The organism is Clostridium sp. DSM 17811, from assembly GCF_018861905.1.
Classification (GTDB): Bacteria; Bacillota; Clostridia; order Clostridiales; family Clostridiaceae; genus Clostridium_AD; species Clostridium_AD frigoriphilum.
In genome coordinates this window covers 1-21,617 of the sequence record NZ_JAHLDU010000011.1, presented here as the reverse complement: position 1 = coordinate 21,617, position 21,617 = coordinate 1, and the positions used below count along the sequence as shown (strand labels likewise).

The window sequence follows — 21,617 nt, the reverse complement described above, 5'->3', positions numbered from 1 at the left end:
TTAAATCCTATTTTTATATACAAACTCCTGACACGTTATTGTAAATTTTCCTTTCATGCCCGTTGTAACATAGATTTCCTTACTTTTAGTTATTAATATGGCATCTACGCCCTCTATCTCTTCTATCAACTTAATAGCCTTCTCCACACCTATAATATACACACCTGTAGATAGTCCATCACCATCAATAGAGTTATCAGATATTATCGTAGCACCTACAATATCACTTTCCGATGGATATCCCGTACTTGGATTTATTATATGGTGAAATCTTTTACCCTCCACTTCAAAATATCTTTCATAATTTCCTGAAGTAACTACTGATTTATTAATAACACTAATTGTTAAAGCGAATTCACCACGAGTTTTAAATGGATCTTGAATACCAACACTCCATGGTGTTCCATCGATTTTGGTACCAAGAGTTAATATGTTTCCTCCAAGATTTATAAGTGCACTCTTAATGCCATTTTTAATCATTACATTTTTAACTTCATCTGCAGCATATCCTTTCGCAATACCTCCAACATCAATTTCTTGTTTCTTATTTTTTAAAAAAATAGATCCATCGTTTTTATCTATTACTATGTCCTTGTAGTTTACAATTTTAAGCTTCTCATTAACTTCATTACTACTCGGGATCTGTTGCCCTTCTTTTCCAATACCCCATAATGCAACTATAGGTTTTATTGTTATATCAAAAGCTCCTTCAGATAGCTTGCAATACTTTATCGCATTTTGAATAACATAATAAGTATCATTACTAACTATTTGTGGCTTATTTCCAGCATTTATACTTATTTTTGAAATTTCACTCTCTTCTTTAAAGACTGACATCTTGTTATCTATCTCACAAACCTTTATAATTGATTCTTCAATAGCTTTTGTTGCTTTCTTTCCATATACTTTTAACTGGTTAGAAGTGCCAAGCGAATAAAATTCTCTAACAATATAAGATTTTTTATTATTCCCAGTTATAAATATTAGAATTAAAATAATAAATATTAACGCTATTATTATAATTAAGATATTGTCAATAATAAGCATTCTACCAACCCTCCTTATAATATCTTAATTTCAAACTTAATTATCCTTGCAACATCCATAATATATCATGAATGTTAAATTCAGATTAAAATTTGGTTAAAGTTCCCTTCCGATTAAGAAATAAATTTAATTATTTGCTATGTATTTATAATATCAAATAATTATGTATCAACTATCACATGAATGTTAAATTCAGATTAAAATTTGGTTAAAGTTCCCTTCCGATTAAGAAATAAATTTAATTATTTGCTATGTATTTATAATATCAAATAATTATGTATCAACTATCAAATGATTATGTTATTTTTGTGTTATTTTTGATTTTTTAAGACTTTTACGAAAAAAAACTACTGAGATATATATAAATATATTTCAGTAGTTCACTTTTTAGTTTCCATTTTTAATAAAATCATTATCCTTTTACTCCACCTACCGTTAGTCCTCCTACTATCTTCTTTGATAAGAAAATAAATGCTATCATTATAGGTACAATAGAAATCGCAACACCTGTGAAAACTGCACCATATTCTGTCTTATATGTTCCTCTAGCGAGCATTACCATTATCGGAAGTGTAAACTTATTAGGATCAAATAACAATATAAGAGGTATTAAGAAATTATTCCAAGTTTGAATAAATGTGAATATAGACATTGTAGCAACACTTGGGAATATTAAAGGTAATACTATCCTATTAAATATTTTAAGCTCCGTGCACCCATCTATTCTAGCAGCTTCTATAAGTGACCTGCTTATTGCACCATCTGTATATCCTTTAATAAAGAATACCGATGCCGGAGTTGCTATAGCTGGTATTATTAAAGGCCAATATGAATCGAGTAAGCCAAGTTTTTTTACCAATTGAAATAATCCTATCATACCTAATTGTGTAGGTATCATCATTGTACCCAGTAGTACCCAAAATAAAATTTTATTTCCTTTAAATCTAAATTTTGAGAAACCATATGCAGTTAATGCACTAAAATAACCACTTACTGCTGTAACTGCAATTGCTATAACTATACTATTTAGTAGACCGTTCCATATAGGTTGACTTTCTAGTAATCTATGATAATTTGCAATTAATGCAGTGCCTGGTCTTAAAGACAAGGTTGTAGCAATTTCACCATTAGTATGAGTAGCATTAATTATCATTATAAAAAATGGTAAAAAACATAAGATGGCAAGCGCTATAAGCGCTATATACAAAACCGTTTTACTAATGATTCTGCCTATTTCTTTACTATCATTTTTTAACACATTATTATGTTCCATCTCTACCCCCTTTATTCGTAATCATCAGCATTTCTATTTATAAACTTGAATGATAATATTGCAAATACAAGTATTATTACAAATAATGCATACCCTACAGCAGCACCATATCCATAGTTATTGTTTACAAATGCAGTTCTATAAAGATACATTACCATTGTCGTAGTTGCATTATTAGGATCTCCAGCTCCTTGTGATAAAGCATATGGTATATCAAAAGATTGCATTCCTCCAATTAATGATGTTATAACAGAAAATAATATCGTTGGCCTTAATAAAGGAATTGTTATTGACCAAAACCTTTGTGTTTTAGATGCTCCATCAACAGTTGCAGCTTCATAAAGTTCTTCGGGAATATTCTTAATTCCAGCCATAAATATTATCATGCTATATCCAAACCACATCCAGAAGGAAGTAAGTGACACTATGCCTCTAGAATAATTTTCACTCATAAGAAAGTTTATCGGTTCTTTTATTAAATGAATATTCATCAATATTTTATTTACTGAGCCTGCCTGCCAATCAAATAAAAATGCAAATAATATACCAATTGAGGTTGCAGTAACTAGATTGGGGAAAAAATATACCGCTCTAAAAATATCTTTACCTTTTAATCTTGCTTCATTAAATACTACGGCTAATATTAACGCTAAAACCAATTGAGGAATACCCCCGCATAGCCACATAATCCAAGTATTAGCTATAGACTTTAAAAAAACAGGATCTGCAAATAATCTTGAGTAATTTGCAAGACCTACAAATTTAATGTTTTTTGACATGCCATCCCATTTAATAAAACTAACATATAATGAATAAATCATAGGATACAATTGAAAAATAAGAAATGTTATAAAAAATGGAGAGATAAATAATAATCCATACTTTTCTCTATTTATTTTGCCTTTAACCAAAGTGACACCCCCTATTTTTAAATTAGCCTTATTTACTAAAAAACAGTTAATAAGGCTAATTACTATTTACATGTCATCTAACTAATCTACTTTAATATCCGGATATGCATTTACTACATCAGCTTTAAATTTTTTAAGAAAATCCTCTTTTGAAGCTGTTTTACCTATTATAAACAAGTCTATTTGTTTATTCCAAGCATTGTTAATTGTATCATCATATTGTGTAAACAATTTACCATCAATGCCTTTAACAAGTTCCGTGTATACTTTATATACATTTTCACCCTTTAAGTATGCATTATTTCCTGCATCTGTACTTGATAATTTAGCTTGAACATCTACGTTATTCATGAAGTCCCCCTTATCTTTTGCCTGTGCTTCCATAAAATCTGTATTTGTAGTTATATACTTAACAAACTGCCAAGCATTATCTTTTTGTGTACTCTTGCTAGATACTCCAAGCCAAGTTCCACCCCAATAGTATGGTGTTGGAGCTTTTACGAATGCATAATTACCTGTTTCTTTTGGAGCATTTATTCCTAAAGTAAAAGGAAGTCCCCAGGTTGGAAGCATATATCCAAATGTTGTTTTATCTGACATTGATCCAGTCCATGCTGGTGTCCATTGAGTAAACTTAGCATCTAAACCTTCTTTTCTAATTTTAGTTGCTTGATCGATGTAATCCATCATTTTAGTATCAATAACTAACTTACCATCTTTTACCCATCCCTGCGTACGACTACCAATAGCTACATTTACTAATTCATTATATCCAGCTAATAACTTAACCGCTCCATTACTCTTCGTTTTAAGAGTCTCTCCTAATTTGATAAAGTCCTCTGTTGTTGTCATCATTTTTTGAATAGCAGCAGGGTCATCTGTTCCAAGATACTGTTTAGCTATACTTCTCTTATAGAAGAATCCACCTGGTGTTGCCTGCCAAGTTAAAGCTCTAATTGACTTATCTCCTTCATTACGTCCTAGCTCTACAGTATACGGTACCATTTTACTTGTAAGTGTCTCTGCATTATAAGGCGCCTTTGTTAAATCCTCATAAAAATCTAAATTTGTAAATTTTTTCACATAAGCAGATTCTGCTAAAAAAACATCTGGTCCACCAACGCCAGCACTCATTGTAGAAGATATTTTAGTTACATATGCACTATTATCATTTGGTATTGAAACAAGTTGAACTTTAAGATTTGGATAAACTTTGTTAAACTTAGCTATAATACCTAAATCTTTAAGCTCAGTATTCCATGACCATATCTTTATAGTTCCCGTGTAGTCAGCTGGTGATTTAGCAGCACCTGTAGTAGCCGCTTTTGAGCCTGAATCTGTTTTTGTAGCCGTACTTGATCCACAACCAGCTAACATTGAAGTAGCCATTATTGTCGATAAAGTTAACAATGCAAATTTCTTCAAATAATTTTTTTTCATTATTGTCCCCCCTTAAATCTTCTATTAATAAATAACATTCATAAAAAGAATATTATAATATCAACCAAATTCTAATAAACTCGCGTTTAATATGGATTAACCATCTCCTTAGTAGCTGCATGTAAACTAGTTTATTTTAGAGCCTTACACGAATTTCTTTCAATCAAGTCAATAGGTAACGTATAATTTGCTGAAAAATTTGAATTACTCTCGATTGATGTTATTAAAGTATTTGTTGCAATCGATGCCATTTCAAGAAGTTTCATCCTTACAGTTGTTAACGTTGGATTTATATATCTTGCAACCTCTATATCGTCAAATCCAACTATAGATATATCTTCTGGAACATTTAGATTTTCTTCTTCAATAGCCTGCATAGCTCCTATTGCCATCATATCATTTCCACAAAATATTGCAGTAGGTATTTCCTTTTGTAGAAGTTTTTTTGTAGCATTATATCCTCCATTGATAGTAAAATCGCCTTTAACAATTAAATTACTTTTTACAGCAATCCCCGCATCTGTTAATGCGTTTTTATAAGCATTAAATCTTTCTATACCTGATAAGTTTTCAGATATTCCTACTATATGTGCAATACTCGAATGTCCAAGTCCAATTAAATAATTAGTAGCCTTGTATGCACCGTAGTAGTTATCAGCATTTACAATTATACATTTATTATAAACTTCTTCATCTGATTTCACTGCTTGATCTAATAATGCAACCCTACAGCCAGAATTTATAATTTCTTTTATTTCTGGCTCTCCATTTTTTTCCCCTATAAATATTCCACCGGACACCGTCTTATTATAGAAAATTTCTTTCACTTTTTTATAATCCTTTTGTTTACTTACTATAGAAACAAGTACGTTATAACCCATCTTGCTTGCATTTTCGATAACCGATCCGGTAAATGGTGTAAAGTAAGAACTACTAGTAACTTGCTTACCATTAGTATCCGTCTTCATATCAATTATAAAAAGACCAATTACTCTGTTTTTAACCCCAGCAAGCATTCTAGCTGATGCATGTGGTACATAATTATTTTCCTTTATTATCTGCTGAATCTTTTTTCTAGTTTCCTCTGGAACATTATCATAATTGTTAATTACCCTTGAAACGGTGCTTCTTGAAACTCCTGCTATTTTTGCAATATCTATACTATTCATTCCGCACCTCTTTTTAGAATTTAAACGCGTGTTTATAACGTAATAATACTATAATTTTTCATGCTTTTCAAATTATAATATGTCTAGATTTCCTCAAATAACCATGTTTTAACATAATTTACTCCATTTACATCCGAATTGCTCATTTTCTTGCAGAATCGTTTACATTTTTTTAGGATTTAAAACTCACGATATTTACACTACGCTATTAATTGGTCTCTCTATAATATATATCCATTTTTACCTGTTTTAGAATCAGTTAACGCAGTATTTAATACATCTACACCTATATTTATTTCTAAAATTTTTGTTCCAGTTATATTTTACTACTTAGATAACTAGCACTTAGCCCTTCTATTTCAAAAGAATTAGGAGGGAACCCCTCCTTAAATGGTTAATTTCCCATCTCTATTTCTATTCTATGTGCGCATCCATCACCAAATACAGGTAATATATTTCCTTGTATAGCTTTTCCATCCACCGTAATTAATTTAACACCTTTACAAATATGCTTCTTATTATTAATTTTAATATTATATATATCTCCTCTGTATGTTCTCTCAATCTCAAAACTACTCCACTCTTTTGGAATGCAAGGATTTACACGAAGCCCATCATACTCCGGCTTCACCCCTAGAATAAATTGAGTAATTGCAAAATAGTTCCATGCAGCAGTTCCTGTAAGCCAAGAATTTTTAGCTTCTCCATATCGCATTGCATCTTTTCCTGCTACCATTTGCGAATAAACATAAGGTTCAGTTCTATGAATCTCGCTTATTTCCTCAACAAAGGCTGGAGCTATCTTTTTATATACATCATATGCCCTATCCCCTCTACCTAAAACTGTTTCAGCGATCATTATCCATGGGTTGTTATGACAAAATATTCCACCGTTTTCTTTATATCCTGGTGGATAAGATGTAATTTCACCAATGTTTACATCATATTTGCTGTAAGCTGGGTTCAAAAGCATTATGCCATACTTAGTATCTAATTTTTCCTTAACAGAATCTAATGCTTTTAAAGCTAAACCTTCTTCTACCCCAATGCCTGCCATTACGCAGAAACCTTGTGATTCTATATATATCTGTCCCTCATCATTCTCCTTGCTACCTACCTTATTTCCAAAAGCATCGTATGCTCTTAAAAACCATTCTCCGTCAAAGCCTTTTTCTATAACTGTTTTTCTCATTTTATCAATGTGAGTCTGCGCTATTGTAGCTTCGGAAATCAGGTCAAATCTTTTGCATAATTCTACATATTCTGGTCCTATAAATACAAACATTCCAGCTATAAGAACAGATTCCGCAACTCTTCCATCTGGATCTCCAAATGTTTGAAACGATTCATCTGGTTCTGTGGAAAAACAATTTAAATTCAAACAATCATTCCAATCAGCTCTTCCAATTAAAGGAAGCCCATTAGGTCCAAGATTATTTACAACATGATAGAAAGAACGTTTTAAATGTTCCATAAGTGTATCTTTTTTGCTATCATCACAATTGAAAGCCACAAGTTCATTTAGTATACTAAAATCTCCTGTTTCTTTTATATAGGCTGCAGTGCCTAATATTAACCATAACGGATCATCATTAAATCCTCCGCCAACTTCAAAGTTACCCTTTTTAGTTAATGGTTGATATTGGTGATAAGCTCCACCATCCTCAAATTGTGTTGCGGCTATATCCAGTATTCTTTCTCGCGCCCTACCTGGAATCTGATGCACAAATCCAAGTAAATCCTGATTAGAATCTCTAAATCCCATGCCTCTTCCAATTCCAGATTCAAAATATGACGCACTTCTAGACATATTAAACGTTACCATGCATTGATATGGATTCCATATATTAACCATACTGTTTAGCTTATCATCATCCGTTTTTATACTATATTTTGATAATAAATTAAGCCAATATTTACTTAAAGCTTCTAATCCCTCTTCTACTTGAATATCTGTACTAAACCTCGCTATCATATCTTTAGCAATAGTCTTATTAATAACTCCATGGCTTTCCCACTTGTCTTCTTCCTCATTTTCTACATATCCAATTATGAAGATCAAACTTGTTTCTTCTCCAGGTTTAAGTCTTAATGTTTTACTATGTGATGCTACAGGTGACCATCCACTCGCTACAGAATTATTAGATTTACCATTCATAACCGTTTGTGGTGAATCAAAACCATTATATAATCCTAGAAACGACTCTCTGTCACTATCAAACCCATCTATATCTGTATTAACGCAGTAAAATGAATAATGATTACGTCTTTCTCTATATTCTGTTTTATGATAAATTACAGAATTATCTATCTCAACTTCACCAGTACTAAAATTTCGCTGGAAGTTAGTCATATCGTCATAAGCATTCCATAAGCAGAACTCAATAAATGAAAAAATCTTAATTTCCTTAGTATCATTTGATGTATTTTTTATTTTAAGTTGATTAACTTCGCCATGATACTTTAAAGGTACAAACATTAATTGCTCTACTTCAATACCATTTCTTGCACTTTTTATTTTAGTGTAACCAAGCCCATGTCTACATTCATAGGAATCTAATTCAGTTTTCACAGGCATATATCCTGGTGTCCAAACGTCGCCACCATCATTTATATAATAATATCTTCCCCCACTATCAACTGGTGCACTATTATATCTATATCTAGTTAACCTTCGAAGCCTCGCATCCTTATAAAAACAGTATCCACCGCTAGTATTTGAAATCAGAGAGAAAAAATCATCTGTTCCAAGATAATTAATCCATGGATACGGAGTCTTAGGTGTAGTAATCACATACTCTTTTTTTTTATCATCAAAATAACCAAATTTCATTGTTCATCCCCCCTATGTTTGTACAATTCTATTTTATATAAAATATTTAAATATATCAATAATCATATAAGCGTCAATTACCTCTAATTCTTACATTATATTCTATTAACGCGTGTTTATGAGTTTTTTTACAACTTCTTAAATTAATAAAAAATACAGAATATATTTTATATATATTCTGCTTAATTTAGCTGATTATTTAATTATATTTTCTATATACAATCAATGTTACTTTGATTTAGTATTATATCGAATATCATTTAATAAAATTATAATTTCACCAAAACCGATAAATAAAAATCCACTTATAAAAGAAGAAACCATAATTGCAATTGCGTATACCCATCTTAAAGGATTGGGATTTGATATTACACTACTCGATGGCGTAGTTAACAAAAGTCCAAGAATTAGACCAGCTAATATGCCCACCCCTGCTACAATCCTCCCTATTAATTTTATTGTAAATCCAATTGTACTTCTTTTATTAATTACTCCAATATTACCATCTGATACTTTTTTTCGAATTTCTAAAATTTCATTAAGATTACCCATATATTATTTCTCCTTTTGTTTTGAATATAAGGTCATAAAAAATATAAATAAAGATATCATCCCAAATAAATAAAAAAGCCCAAACACTTTACCCGTTCCATCTGCATTTATAAAAGTATAATAAATTTCAGATAATACCATGAAAAATGTTCCAATTGAAGCAATTAGTGTTGCTGTTTTTAATTTCAAGATTAATCACCTCCTATAATTTGTATTAACATATATAAAGAATTCTATAAATTTTTTTTATAATCCTTTAACTATATATATTTAAATATCTATATATCATGCATAATTTCACCCACAACTTTACAAATGTGCAAATAAGCTTTATTATTGATAAGGCATAAGAGGAGGTTTAAAATGAATATTGCTAAAAACCATGTAGTTTTATATTTATGATTTTGCTAACTACAGATAAGGACTACATTTTCAAATTATTTTAAAATTTAATAAAATTATTTCATTTTTACATTATCTTTAATGTAATCGTTGTATGATTTTATTATATTAAACTTATGGTATTTAAGGGGTGTAACATTAAAATGAAATATATTATTGGAATTCTCGGATTAATTGTTGTCTTAGGGCTTGCATGGTTTACTAGTACTGATAAAAAAAAGGTAAAATACCAACCTATCGTTGTAATGGTTATTTTACAATTCATACTTGGATTTGTATTGCTAAATACTGGTGTTGGCAATTTTCTAGTGGGTGGAATAGCAAATGCTTTTCAATTATTGCTTAAATGTGCAGCAGAGGGCGTAAATTTTGTATTTGGGGGATTAGTTAACACAAATCAATTTACATTTTTTATAGGTGTGCTTTTACCAATAGTATTTATTTCTGCTTTAATCGGAATTCTACAACACTTTAAAATACTTCCTTTTATAATTAAATATATAGGCCTCGGCTTAAGTAAAATTAACGGTATGGGTAAACTAGAATCTTATAACGGAGTAGCCGCTGCTATTCTTGGTCAATCAGAGGTATTTATTTCTGTAAAAAAAGAACTTGGTCTATTACCAGAGCATAGACTTTATACACTTTGTGCATCAGCAATGTCTACGGTATCTATGTCGATAGTTGGCTCTTATATGGTTCTTATAAAACCTAGATATGTTGTAACTGCTCTTGTTTTAAATTTATTTGGTGGATTTATTATATCTTCAATTATAAATCCATATACAGTAACCCCGGAGGAAGATATATTAATAGTTCAGGAAGAAAAAAAACAATCATTCTTTGAAATGCTTGGTGAATACATTATGGATGGTTTCAAAGTAGCTATCATAGTTGGAGCAATGCTTATTGGATTTGTAGCCATAATTGCTATGATTAATATGATTTTCAAGGGTATTTTCGGTATTTCTTTTCAAAATTTACTTGGCTATGTATTCTCACCATTTGCGATTTTAATGGGTGTACCTTTAAATGAAGCAATACCTGCCGCAAGTATAATGGCAACGAAATTAGTATCAAATGAATTTGTTGCAATGACTAGTTTGGCAACTAGCACTATACATTTAACACCGCGAACAACCGCTATTGTTTCTGTATTTTTAGTTTCTTTCGCTAATTTTTCATCGATTGGAATTATTTCTGGAGCAGTAAAAGGACTCAATGAAAAACAAGGTAATGTTGTTGCTCGGTTTGGTTTAAAACTGCTATTTGGTGCAACCTTAGTTAGTATATTAACAGCAACTGTTGTTGGTTTAATTGTATAATATAACCATATAATAATATAATAATATTAATGTTATAAAATCAAAATAAAAAGGATGGTAATAAAATGAGAATGGTAGATATAATTTCAAAAAAACGTGACGGTAAAGAATTAACAACTAAAGAAATTAATTTTTTTATAGAAGGTTATACTAAAGGAATTATTCCTGATTACCAAGCAAGTTCCCTCGCAATGGCTATTTATTTTCAAGATATGAATGATCGTGAAAGAGCTGATTTGACTATGGCAATGGTTAATTCCGGGGATACTATTGATTTATCAGGAATTGAGGGTATAAAAGTTGATAAGCACTCAACTGGTGGTGTAGGTGATACAACAACACTAGTCCTCGCACCTCTTGTTGCTGCTTTAGATATACCTGTTGCTAAAATGTCTGGACGAGGTCTTGGGCATACTGGTGGAACAATTGATAAATTAGAATCTATTAGCGGTTTCCATGTAGAGATCACAATAAAACAATTTATTGATTTAGTTAATAGGGATAAAGTTGCAGTTGTTGGTCAAAGTGGAAACTTAACCCCTGCTGACAAAAAATTATACGCTCTTCGTGATGTGACTGGAACTGTAAATTCAATTCCACTAATAGCTAGTTCTATTATGAGTAAAAAGATTGCAGCCGGAGCTAATGCAATAGTTCTAGATGTTAAAACAGGTGCAGGAGCTTTCATGAAAACGGATAAAGATGCAGAAAATTTAGCTCATGCAATGGTTCAAATCGGAAACAATGTAGGGAGAAATACTATGGCGATAATCTCTGACATGTCGCAACCTTTAGGATTTGCAATTGGTAATGCACTTGAGGTTAAAGAAGCCATCGACACATTAAGAGGAGAAGGTCCAGAAGATCTTACAGAACTTGTCCTAACCCTTGGAAGTCAGATGGTAGTACTTGCTAAAAAAGCAAATACATTAGATGAAGCAAGAAAAATGCTTATTGAAGTAATAAAAAATGGTAAAGCAATAGACAAATTTAAAGTATTTATTAAAAATCAAGGTGGAGATGAATCAATTGTAGATAACCCAGAAAAATTACCACAGGCAAAATATAAAATTGATGTTCCTGCTTTAACTAGTGGCTTTGTATCAAATATGGTAGCTGATGAAATTGGTATTGCAGCAATGTTACTTGGCGCAGGAAGGGCAACAAAAGAAGATAAAATTGATTTGGCAGTAGGCCTTATGCTACGCAGAAAAGTAGGAGACACTGTAAAAAAGGGTGATCCTCTTGCAACTATATATTCAAATCGTGAAAATGTAGATGATGTAAAAACAAAAATATATGAAAATATCTCTATTAGTGACCATGCAACTAAGCCAATATTAATTCATGAAGTTATTACAAAGTAGCTCCATACAAGGCAGTTAAGACTTATATCTTAACTGCCTTTAATTAATAATATAATTTACGAATAGATGTCTGAAAACTCCACTCGTATAATTTCATTTCCATTTTTCGCAATATTACTATATATTATATTTTCATCAAGTACCTTGCCTGCCGGGAGTCTTATTGTAAATGTGCTACCTTCCCCAAATTTACTCTGCGCATATATATTACCACCATGCAATTCTACAATCTATTTCACTAAACTCAAGCCAACACACTATATTATTTGATAGGTTGTTTTCGACCTAAGTCATTATAATGAATCCATTTCTTATGAGTGATCTAATTGCCAAGATTACAGCTTCCTCCTGGAAGTTAAGTTCTTGGGTAATCACAATAATTTCAGCAAGTGTCAGTGGTTTCTCCATACGAACTAAGATTTCTTCTTCAACATTATTAAGCCATTTAAAGATTGGTAACGCACTTCCTAATAAATTAGCCTGAGAATTCGCTCGTAATTCACTTCCAAGCAATCGAGCCTCAGTTAGCCCTATTGGCCCCGCACGACGCATCTTACTTTGCTTAAGTATCTCATATAAATTTAGTTTTCGCGATAGCCTTTCCTGAATAAATAATGCCTCTACCTCTTTGCCAGCATTATTATGTGGTGGTTGCAATTCCTCAACACGAGTCCAAGGTTCTCCTAGTATAGTATCACTCCACTTAATTGTAATAAGAACCGAAACTACTTGAGTATAACCCTGCTTTCTTAAATTGCTGGACCAATCGTGAACCGAATTTAGAAAAGTATCGTAGTCCTCATCACCATTAGCATGTCCTATTGAATAGCTTGCAGCAGAATTAACACTAAGACGAAGAATTAGAATGTCCATCTTTGCACCATTTAGCCATACACGTAATCTGCTAGTAAGCGGTTCATCCATACGTTCGCCAAGTTCAGTAATGATTTGTGCACTCCCACCAGGAGCTAGATGATTTGGTAACCCAACTACAATTCGTTGTAAAATATCTTCACCTGAGTTTCCACCATCGCGATACCCAAGTGTGTCTACTGGTGATGGCACGAATGGTGGATTAGCTGTAATAAGATCAAATTTTTCATCATAAACAGGCTCGAAGAGATCCCCCACCGCAACTTCAATGTTAGTTAAACCTAATGCTTTGGCGTTAAAATAAGTACACCGAGCGGCACGAGGATTAATATCCACAGCGACCACCCTCTTGGAGTTAGAACTTGCTAAAAGAGCATGAACACCAGATCCAGTACAAAGATCGAGAGTCGAACTCACGGGGTTACGCACAGTAGTTCGTGCTAACCAGCGGCTATCGATGCCAACGTACATTACTTGATCATATGGTACATTTAGGACTCCAGGATGTGGTAATTGTGGCCAAGCATGATCCGAAAAAACTAAACAATCCCCAACAGGATATAGTGAAGCACTTGCATAACATTTTTTATTATGGACTAAAATGATTCCTACCTTAATGAGGACATCCCTTTCATTATTATCAAGCATTTGGTTAAGTTCATCTAGCGAAATTATTCCCTGCAAGAAAAAGAAATCTATAGCTGAATTTAGTGCATCACGCGTAACCAGTTGTTCTTCACGATAAATTGGCAGAGCACGCCACATGACTTCAGTTAAATCTGAGAGGCCTAGACGTTCACAAATTTTCCTTTCGCAGTATCCAATGCTAGCAAGGTGTAAAATGACATTGTGAAGTGCCGGCACATCGTGATCATCAACAAGAAAAGTAGCAGGTTCAATCATATGGTTCCTCCTAATTGTTTTTTTATATTATTATACTGTCATATGACAATAATTTTAAATTTAGTTTTAAATTAAATCGGTTATTTGTATTATACTACTCATTACTTTATTTTTCTACAAATTCCTTTATTAACCTCTGTATCAATTGTTACTGCATATTACAAGTAAAAGGATTATACTGTATAGCATAGTACTTAAATTAAAAAATATTAAGGGGTGGTATATCATAGACTCTAATATACTTTTAGATAAACAAGGAAAAAATGAAATAAAAAATATGTTCAAATGGATGAAAAAATCAAAAAAAGCTTCAGACTTACCTAATCAAATTAAGAATGGGCACTGTAATAATTTTGCCTCTCATTGTTGCCTAAATTGTGACAAATGCTGGGGAGCAAAACCTAAGACACCAAAATAAATATTAATTGTATAGACATAGTACATCTTTATAATATACAATATACACTAAGGCAAAAACGACAAAGCTTTAAAACTATAAATGGTTGTATTAATGGTTACTTCAAAAGGTATAGCCGGTGTTCCAGGGGTATCTTTTGTAGTACTTCTAGCTACATTAGGTTCTGTAGGTATTCCAGTAGAGGGTCTAGCGTTCATAGCAGGTATAGATCGTATATTAGATATGGCACGAACTGCAGTAAATGTAGTTGGTAATTCACTTGCTTGCGTAGTTATATCCAAATGGGAAGGTCAGTATAACCCTATAAAAGCTAATGAATATATAGAAGAAATTAATAAAATTGCAGTTAATAGTTAATATAATTTGGTTTCACAAAAATAAACCTTGCTCATAAAAAATGAGTAAGGTTTATTTTTATTATTCATGCACTGTTTTACCTGACGCTTTAAATACATTAGTTATTTGCAAGTCTTCTATAATTCTGATATCTTTTATTAGCAGCTTCTTCTGCAGCTTCGAATAACTCCTCAGCATCTTCAGGGAAAGTTCTTAGTAATGATGAATACCGTACTTCCCCAAGTAAAAACTCACGAAAACTTCCTTTTGGTTCCTTTGAATCTAAAATAAATGGATTCTTTCCTTCCTTCTCAAGAGCTGGATTGCACCTATAAAGGTGCCAATATCCTACTTCAACAGCACGTTTGGTATTTGCCTGAGTAGTACTCATACCTCCTTTTAAGCCATGACTTATACATGGAGCATAAGCAATAATAAGTGATGAACCAGGATAACTTTCAGCCTCCACAACTGCTTTAAGAAATTGACTTTGACTTCCTCCCATGGCTACTTGTGCTACGTAAACATTACCGTAACTCATTGCCATCATACCTAAATCTTTCTTATTAAACTTTTTACCTGATGCTGCAAATTGAGCAACAGCACCTATTGGGGTTGCTTTAGATGATTGACCACCAGTATTTGAATAAACTTCTGTATCAAATACAATTATATTTACGTCCTCCCCCCTTGATAAAACATGATCTAGACCACCAAATCCAATATCATATGCCCACCCATCTCCTCCATACATCCACATTGACTTTTTAGCAAGGTGTTCTTTATTGCTAAGTATTTCATTTGCTAGTTCCCTAAGGTCTTTACTTAAGTTTGCTTTTTCTAATACTTCAATTGCCTTCTTACTTATAACTTTTGATGTTTTGCCATTACTATAATTGTCAATCCAATCCTTAAGTGAAAACTTCACATTTAAATCATTTGTTAAATTAATAATTTTCTCTACCTTTAACTTTAATAACTCCCTTTGTTGGTTCACCGCTAAGCACATACCAAGACTAAATTCTGCATTGTTTTCAAATAATGAGTTAGACCAAGCTGGTCCGTGACCTTCTGAGTTTGTTGTATATGGCACGCATGGTGATGCCGCACCCCAAGCCTGACAACAACCCGTTGCACTAGCAAGATACATCCTATCTCCATACAATTGTGTTATTACCTTAGCATAAGGGGTTTCTCCGCATCCGGCACAAGCCCCAGAAAACTCAAGTAATGGCTGCATAAACTGGCTTCCTTTTACAGTATCAATGTCACCACAGTTTTCTTTCTTAGATAATGATAATGCATAATACCAGTTATCCATCTCCTTTTGCTCAGCCTCGATAGGTTTCATTGTAAGAGCTTTTTCTTTAGCTGGGCAAACATTATAACAAATTCCACAACCTGTACAATCTAATGTGTCAACTTGGATTCTATATTTATAACCTTCAAGGCCTTTTCCACTAGCTCCCTTTAATTTAAATCCATTTGGTGCATTTTCTACTTCATCACTACTTACCAAAAATGGTCTTATTGCAGCATGTGGACACACAAATGAACATTGATTACATTGAATACAATTATCTACATTCCATGATGGAACCTCTGTTGCTATGCCTCTTTTCTCAAAAGCTGATGTACCTAGTGGTGCCGTACCATCCTCCATTCCTATAAAAGCACTTACTGGAATACTATCTCCCTTTTGAGCATTAACAGGTATAAGAATATTTTTAATAAAATCAGGAACATCTATAGCTTCTGCTGAATCTTCCTCGACCTCATTAACCCAGACACTTGGAACTTCTACTTTTACTAAGCCTTCAATACCTTTGTCTACTGCCCTATAGTTCATATTAAGAATAATATCACCTTTTTTACTATAACTTTTGTATATAGATTTCTTCATATACTCTACTGCTTCATCTATTGGTATGATATTAGCTAATTTGAAGAAAGCAGCTTGAAGCACAGTGTTGGAACGTCTACCTAAACCGAGCTCTTTAGCAATGCGCGAAGCATCAATTGTATAAAACTCTATGTTATTTTTAGCAATATACTGTTTTACTTTACTTGGAAGATATTTTTCTAATTCTTCACCCTTCCAGCAACAATTCAATAAAAATGTTTTTCCATATTTTAAATCAGAAATTATATCATACTTCTCTAAATATGAAAAATTATGACATGCAATAAAATCTGCTCCTTTTACAAGATAACTTGATCGTATAGGCTCTTTTCCAAAACGTAAGTGCGATTGTGTTACGCCGCCAGATTTTTTTGTATCAAAAACGAAATAAGCCTGAACAAACATATCTGTATGATCACCAATAATCTTTATTGAGTTTTTGTTTGCTCCCACTGTACCGTCTGAACCAAGTCCCCAAAACTTACAACTAATTGTTCCTTTTGATAACACATCAAGCTCTTCACCTACGTGGATTGAATGATGTGTTACATCATCATTAATACCAACAGTGAAGTGATCTTTAGGTGTACTTTGTTTAAGATTTTCATATACCGCAACTATTTGAGCAGGTGTTGTATCTTTAGATGATAATCCATAACGTCCTCCATAAAGTTTTGGACGAACTTCCTTGTTTACGTAAGCAGTACACACATCTTCAAATAGTGGTTCACCTGCTGACCCTGGTTCTTTAGTCCTATCTAAAACAGCAATGTTTTTAACTGTTTGCGGAATTGCCTTTAACAAATGCTCCACTGAAAATGGTCTGAATAGATGCACTTTAACTAGACCGACTTTTTGACCATTTGCATTTAAATAATCTATTGTTTCCTCTATTGCTCCACATACAGAACCCATAGCAATAATTACACGGTCTGCATCACTTGCACCATAGTAATTAAATAGTTTGTAATTTCTTTTTGTAATTTTATTAATATCATTCATATAATTTTCTACAATACCAGGAATAGCATCATAAAATCTATTACTTGACTCCCTCGCCTGGAAGAAAATATCCGGATTTTGTACTGTGCTACGTTGCACAGGTCTTTCAGGATTTAAAGAATTTTTTCTAAATGCTCTAAGAGCATCTTGATCTATTAGTTTAGCTAAATCATCATATTCAAGGCATTCAATTTTTTGAATTTCATGAGAAGTTCTAAAACCATCAAAAAAGTGTAAAAATGGTACACGTCCTTTAATTGCACTTAAATGTGCAACCCCAGACAAATCCATAACTTCTTGTACACTTGCTGTAGACATCATTGCAAAACCTGTTTGTCGACAAGACATTACGTCTGAATGATCTCCAAAAATTGAAAGTGCGTGAGTACCTACTGTACGAGCACTAACATGTAAAACTGCAGGCTTTAATTGCCCTGCAATTCTATACATTGTAGGCACCATTAAAAGCAAGCCTTGTGATGCCGTATACGATGTAGTTAAAGCTCCTGCTTCAAGAGACCCATGAACTGCGCCTATAGCCCCCGCTTCTGATTCCATCTCTACGAGTTTTACTGTTTGACCAAAAAGGTTTTTCTTTCCATAAGCCGACCATTCGTCTACATGCTCAGCCATTGGTGAAGATGGTGTTATTGGGTAAATTGTTGCTACCTCTGTAAAAGCATATGATACATAAGCACAAGCTTCATTTCCATCCATAGTTTTCATAACTTTTGTCATATATAATTCCCCCCTTGGTGTATTTATATATGGTTATTTTATATAGCCTTTAATAAACTATAATATTTTATTATACCGTTTACTTATGTTACCCCGCCTATTGTAAACGTTACTTTCATTATTACACCTTGCCTTAATTAAGTCAATAAACGGTTTATAAAAATTTTTTTTTATAAAGAAGATCACAATAAAAACTTGAAATGTATTTATTGTGATTCTCAATTTTGAAACAACAAAAGCACCATGTATGAAATTAGATCATACCTGGTGCTTTTGTATTGTAGATACTTATGCTTTAAGTTATATAATAAATCGTACTCTAAATCTTAAACTTCTGTACCATCTCATTGAGCTTTTGTGCAAGTTCTGCTTGCATTTGCGATGTTTGCGATACTTGCTCCATAGCTTTTGAAGTTTCATCAATACTAATTTGAATATTTCCTGTATTTTCTGCAGAAATTTGCGAACTCTGTGCCAAAACTTGAGCTGCCGAACTAACTTCATTTATCGAGGCTTCCACTTCTTCTGACATAGCTGCTATTTCCTCTGACATTGAACTTACAAATTCCCCATCTTCACCATATTGTTTTCCAGCCTCTGCATATTGTTCTAATACTGGTGTAATATCTTCTATAATAAATTTAAGTATATCATTACTATTTTTAGATAAATGTTTAAATGCATCTTGAACTTTTACTATAGTCCCTTGAATTGTATTTACAGTTTCAGCTGATTGCTCTGCAAGTTTTCTTACTTCATCTGCAACTACCGCAAATCCTTTTCCTTGTTCTCCTGCTCTTGCTGCTTCGATAGCCGCGTTTAATGCTAGTAAATTAGTTTGTGATGCGATGGCCGCAATTCCATCCGCCATAACCTTTATTTCATTTACAACTTTTCCATCTTCTATAGCTATTAATATTTCTTTTTCCTTTGCTTCATAGATACTCTTACTGTCTTCAAGCGCTTTATTAGCCTCTCTCCTAACCACTTTTGCTTTTTCTTTAATTTGCGACGCATTACTACTACCTTCCATAGCCTTTGAAGATAGTGCTTCCATACTTGAATTAACCTCTTCAACAGAGGCAGTTATTTCCTCTGATGTAGCGCTTGATTCTTGAACCGACTTATTTATCTCCACTGTTGAATTGTCTACAATTTCTATTTTAGCTGTTATTTCTTCAACTGTGGCTGAGAGTTCTTGAGATGAGGCGCTCATATCCGAGGAATTATTCATTATTTCTTTTATCAATTCTTTAATATTTTCCTGAGCAGCGTTTAATGCAATCCCAGTTTGTCCAAATTCATCTTTCCTTGTGATCGTCATTATTCCAGAAAAATCATAACTAGATAATCTTCCTGCTAAATCTTTTATTTTCTTTAATGGATTTACTATATTTTTACTTAATAAATAAGCCATAGAAATTATAATCAAAAATGCTATAGTCGTAAAAATTATAATTGTATTTCTAGCTTTGCTAAATTGAGTTATATTATCTAAGTTCGCTTTCTCAGCAGCTTTAACATTTATTTCAATACACTTTCCTAAATTGTTAGACATTGAAATTCTTATTATATCAAGCTTTATATTAACATTCGTTGCCTCCAAATAGTTATTAGCTTTTGCGAGATTAATTACCGTAGTCCTTCCCTCTCTATATTTTGTCAAGTCACTTTTATAATCACCATAAGCTTTTTCCTCTTCTGTTGATGTAAAAGGAGTACTTAGGTAATCCTTTTCAAATATCACATCTTCATTTGTTAAATCATTTATATTATTTGTTTCTTCATCTAATTTTGATTTATCTCTTTCAAAAACAATTCTAAGCATTTCTGCTCTAATACTATTTACATTTCCTTTAGTTTCTTCCAAATCTTTTATTGCTTGTAGATTATTGCTATATATAGACATAGAACCATCGTTTATTTTATCTGAACTTATTATGCCCTCTACTCCAATTAAAATTATAAAAATACAAACAACTGAAAACACTGACACAATTTTTTTCTTTACGCTTAGATTAACAAAAAAATTCATTTTAACACTCCTCTTCTCTATTCATAATAATTTTCATCTTATGTTTCTATTCGATGCCATCTTCCATCTGCCACTCCCTTCATGTATAACACCTGTAAAAAATACATTATGTTTTATAATATAAGATTTTTAATTATCATAACTAATAAAGCTATTAAGTATAATTCCACACTTTAATATCGGTTAATTTGCCATATTCTTTACATATATATTAGCTTTACCTACATCTTATATTATGTTTATACATATTTTGCTGATTTATGTTATGTTTACATGTCTTATTTATTTTTTTGCATTATTATAGTAAATATTCATTTTTATTACAAATACTATTTAAACCATACATAAATAAAGAAAGCAACAACACCATGAATTTATTATCCATAACGTTGTTGCTCTCTTATTTTCTAAACCCTAATTTAATCTACTATTTTTTATTGTTTCACATACCTTGCTAATATCTTCTTTTGTAAGCCCCACTGAACTTGGAAGATTTATTCCTCGTGCGTAAAGTTCATTTGTAACAGTTAAATCCCCATGTTTACTCCCCTTATATGGAGGCATATCATGGATAGGCATAAAGAAAGGTCTTGCCTCTATTTTCCCTACATTTAATTTTTGTATAAGTTCATCACGAGTTATACCATATTCATCTTCAACTAGGATTGAATATAACCAGTAACAGTTTTCTACATTTTTTCTTTCAACTGGCAATGTAATTCCTTTAATCTTACCCAGAAGCTCGTTATAATACAATGCATTTTCTCTTTTAGTTTTTAAATATTCTTTAATATTCTCAAGTTGAGCTACTCCAAATGCAGCTAAAAGATTTGGCATTCTCATATTGTATCCTATTTCTGAATGGTAAAACGATTTATTGTCAGTAACCACTTTTGCTTGAGTAGATAAAAATTTTGCTCTTTCACCATATTCTAAATTGTTAGTTACAAGCATTCCACCTGCTCCAGTAGTTATAAGCTTATTTCCATTAAAACTAAAACATCCTATATCACCTATAGTTCCGGCCATTTTGCCATCACAAGTAGATCCTAGTGCTTCTGTTGCATCTTCTATAACAAATAAATTATGT

Annotated in this window: 15 protein-coding genes and 1 pseudogene; 4 read left to right on the top strand and 12 right to left on the bottom strand. The window is 32.2% G+C overall.

What is annotated here, in order from left to right:
* The 8 genes from KPL44_RS14370 to KPL44_RS14335 form a co-directional block, all read right to left on the bottom strand.
* Positions 1-1,047 carry an FAD:protein FMN transferase gene (locus KPL44_RS14370; protein ID WP_216251606.1) on the bottom strand — a complete coding sequence of 349 codons (1,047 nt, stop codon included), beginning with the start codon at positions 1,045-1,047 and terminating at the stop codon, positions 1-3.
* 412 nt (positions 1,048-1,459) lie between these two features.
* Positions 1,460-2,320, bottom strand: a complete 861-nt coding sequence (locus tag KPL44_RS14365; protein ID WP_216251604.1) for a carbohydrate ABC transporter permease — start codon at positions 2,318-2,320, stop codon at positions 1,460-1,462.
* An 11-nt stretch (positions 2,321-2,331) separates the two neighbouring features.
* Positions 2,332-3,231: a carbohydrate ABC transporter permease gene (locus KPL44_RS14360; protein WP_253201779.1), complete on the bottom strand. Its 900-nt coding sequence runs from the start codon at positions 3,229-3,231 to the stop codon at positions 2,332-2,334.
* An 81-nt stretch (positions 3,232-3,312) separates the two neighbouring features.
* Positions 3,313-4,671 carry an ABC transporter substrate-binding protein gene (locus KPL44_RS14355; protein ID WP_216251602.1) on the bottom strand — a complete coding sequence of 453 codons (1,359 nt, stop codon included), beginning with the start codon at positions 4,669-4,671 and terminating at the stop codon, positions 3,313-3,315.
* Between the two features lie 131 nt (positions 4,672-4,802).
* Complete coding sequence (locus KPL44_RS14350) at positions 4,803-5,840, bottom strand: LacI family DNA-binding transcriptional regulator (protein ID WP_216251600.1); 1,038 nt, start codon at positions 5,838-5,840, stop codon at positions 4,803-4,805.
* Between the two features lie 394 nt (positions 5,841-6,234).
* A complete protein-coding gene (locus KPL44_RS14345) occupies positions 6,235-8,673 on the bottom strand; it encodes a GH36-type glycosyl hydrolase domain-containing protein (RefSeq protein ID WP_216251597.1) in 2,439 nt (812 codons plus the stop codon).
* 228 nt (positions 8,674-8,901) lie between these two features.
* A complete protein-coding gene (locus KPL44_RS14340; RefSeq protein ID WP_216251595.1) occupies positions 8,902-9,225 on the bottom strand; it encodes a hypothetical protein in 324 nt (107 codons plus the stop codon).
* Positions 9,226-9,228: 3 nt separating this feature from the next.
* Positions 9,229-9,414, bottom strand: coding sequence for a hypothetical protein (locus KPL44_RS14335; RefSeq protein WP_216251592.1), 186 nt, complete (start codon positions 9,412-9,414; stop codon positions 9,229-9,231).
* A 356-nt stretch (positions 9,415-9,770) separates the two neighbouring features.
* On the opposite strand from KPL44_RS14335, the gene KPL44_RS14330 reads away from it, so the two are divergent.
* Positions 9,771-10,952 (top strand): NupC/NupG family nucleoside CNT transporter, encoded by a 1,182-nt coding sequence (locus KPL44_RS14330; RefSeq protein ID WP_216251589.1) that lies wholly within the window; start codon positions 9,771-9,773, stop codon positions 10,950-10,952.
* 65 nt (positions 10,953-11,017) lie between these two features.
* Positions 11,018-12,319, top strand: a complete 1,302-nt coding sequence (locus tag KPL44_RS14325; protein ID WP_216251587.1) for a pyrimidine-nucleoside phosphorylase — start codon at positions 11,018-11,020, stop codon at positions 12,317-12,319.
* 285 nt (positions 12,320-12,604) lie between these two features.
* On the opposite strand, the gene KPL44_RS14320 is transcribed toward KPL44_RS14325, so the two are convergent.
* Positions 12,605-13,663 (bottom strand): methyltransferase, encoded by a 1,059-nt coding sequence (locus KPL44_RS14320; RefSeq protein WP_253201789.1) that lies wholly within the window; start codon positions 13,661-13,663, stop codon positions 12,605-12,607.
* Between the two features lie 721 nt (positions 13,664-14,384).
* Between KPL44_RS14320 and KPL44_RS25805 the strand changes: the two genes are divergently transcribed.
* Positions 14,385-14,513 carry a hypothetical protein gene (locus tag KPL44_RS25805; protein WP_301182966.1) on the top strand — a complete coding sequence of 43 codons (129 nt, stop codon included), beginning with the start codon at positions 14,385-14,387 and terminating at the stop codon, positions 14,511-14,513.
* An 81-nt stretch (positions 14,514-14,594) separates the two neighbouring features.
* Positions 14,595-14,870, top strand: a pseudogene (locus KPL44_RS14315) (cation:dicarboxylate symporter family transporter); the annotation flags it as partial.
* Between the two features lie 97 nt (positions 14,871-14,967).
* On the opposite strand, the gene nifJ reads toward KPL44_RS14315, so the two are convergent.
* From nifJ to KPL44_RS14300, 3 genes are all read right to left on the bottom strand, one after another.
* Complete coding sequence (gene nifJ, locus KPL44_RS14310) at positions 14,968-18,492, bottom strand: pyruvate:ferredoxin (flavodoxin) oxidoreductase (protein ID WP_216251579.1); 3,525 nt, start codon at positions 18,490-18,492, stop codon at positions 14,968-14,970.
* A gap of 319 nt (positions 18,493-18,811) precedes the next feature.
* The gene (locus KPL44_RS14305; protein WP_216251576.1) at positions 18,812-20,527 is read right to left on the bottom strand and encodes a methyl-accepting chemotaxis protein; all 1,716 of its coding nucleotides are present in this window, start codon (positions 20,525-20,527) and stop codon (positions 18,812-18,814) included.
* A gap of 414 nt (positions 20,528-20,941) precedes the next feature.
* Positions 20,942-21,617: DegT/DnrJ/EryC1/StrS family aminotransferase (locus KPL44_RS14300; RefSeq protein WP_216251573.1), on the bottom strand; the 676-nt coding region annotated here is incomplete at its 5' end.

Bases quoted from the DNA above. Each gene is read 5' to 3' on its own strand.
- KPL44_RS14370 (WP_216251606.1), bottom strand. From the start codon at position 1,047: ATGCTTATTATTGACAATATCTTAATTATAATAATAGCGTTAATATTT.
- KPL44_RS14365 (WP_216251604.1), bottom strand. From the start codon at position 2,320: ATGGAACATAATAATGTGTTAAAAAATGATAGTAAAGAAATAGGCAGA.
- KPL44_RS14355 (WP_216251602.1), bottom strand. From the start codon at position 4,671: ATGAAAAAAAATTATTTGAAGAAATTTGCATTGTTAACTTTATCGACA.
- KPL44_RS14350 (WP_216251600.1), bottom strand. From the start codon at position 5,840: ATGAATAGTATAGATATTGCAAAAATAGCAGGAGTTTCAAGAAGCACC.
- KPL44_RS14345 (WP_216251597.1), bottom strand. From the start codon at position 8,673: ATGAAATTTGGTTATTTTGATGATAAAAAAAAAGAGTATGTGATTACT.
- KPL44_RS14340 (WP_216251595.1), bottom strand. From the start codon at position 9,225: ATGGGTAATCTTAATGAAATTTTAGAAATTCGAAAAAAAGTATCAGAT.
- KPL44_RS14330 (WP_216251589.1), top strand. From the start codon at position 9,771: ATGAAATATATTATTGGAATTCTCGGATTAATTGTTGTCTTAGGGCTT.
- KPL44_RS14325 (WP_216251587.1), top strand. From the start codon at position 11,018: ATGAGAATGGTAGATATAATTTCAAAAAAACGTGACGGTAAAGAATTA.
- KPL44_RS14320 (WP_253201789.1), bottom strand. From the start codon at position 13,663: ATGTACGTTGGCATCGATAGCCGCTGGTTAGCACGAACTACTGTGCGT.
- KPL44_RS25805 (WP_301182966.1), top strand. From the start codon at position 14,385: ATGAAAAAATCAAAAAAAGCTTCAGACTTACCTAATCAAATTAAGAAT.
- nifJ (WP_216251579.1), bottom strand. From the start codon at position 18,492: ATGACAAAAGTTATGAAAACTATGGATGGAAATGAAGCTTGTGCTTAT.
- KPL44_RS14305 (WP_216251576.1), bottom strand. From the start codon at position 20,527: ATGAATTTTTTTGTTAATCTAAGCGTAAAGAAAAAAATTGTGTCAGTG.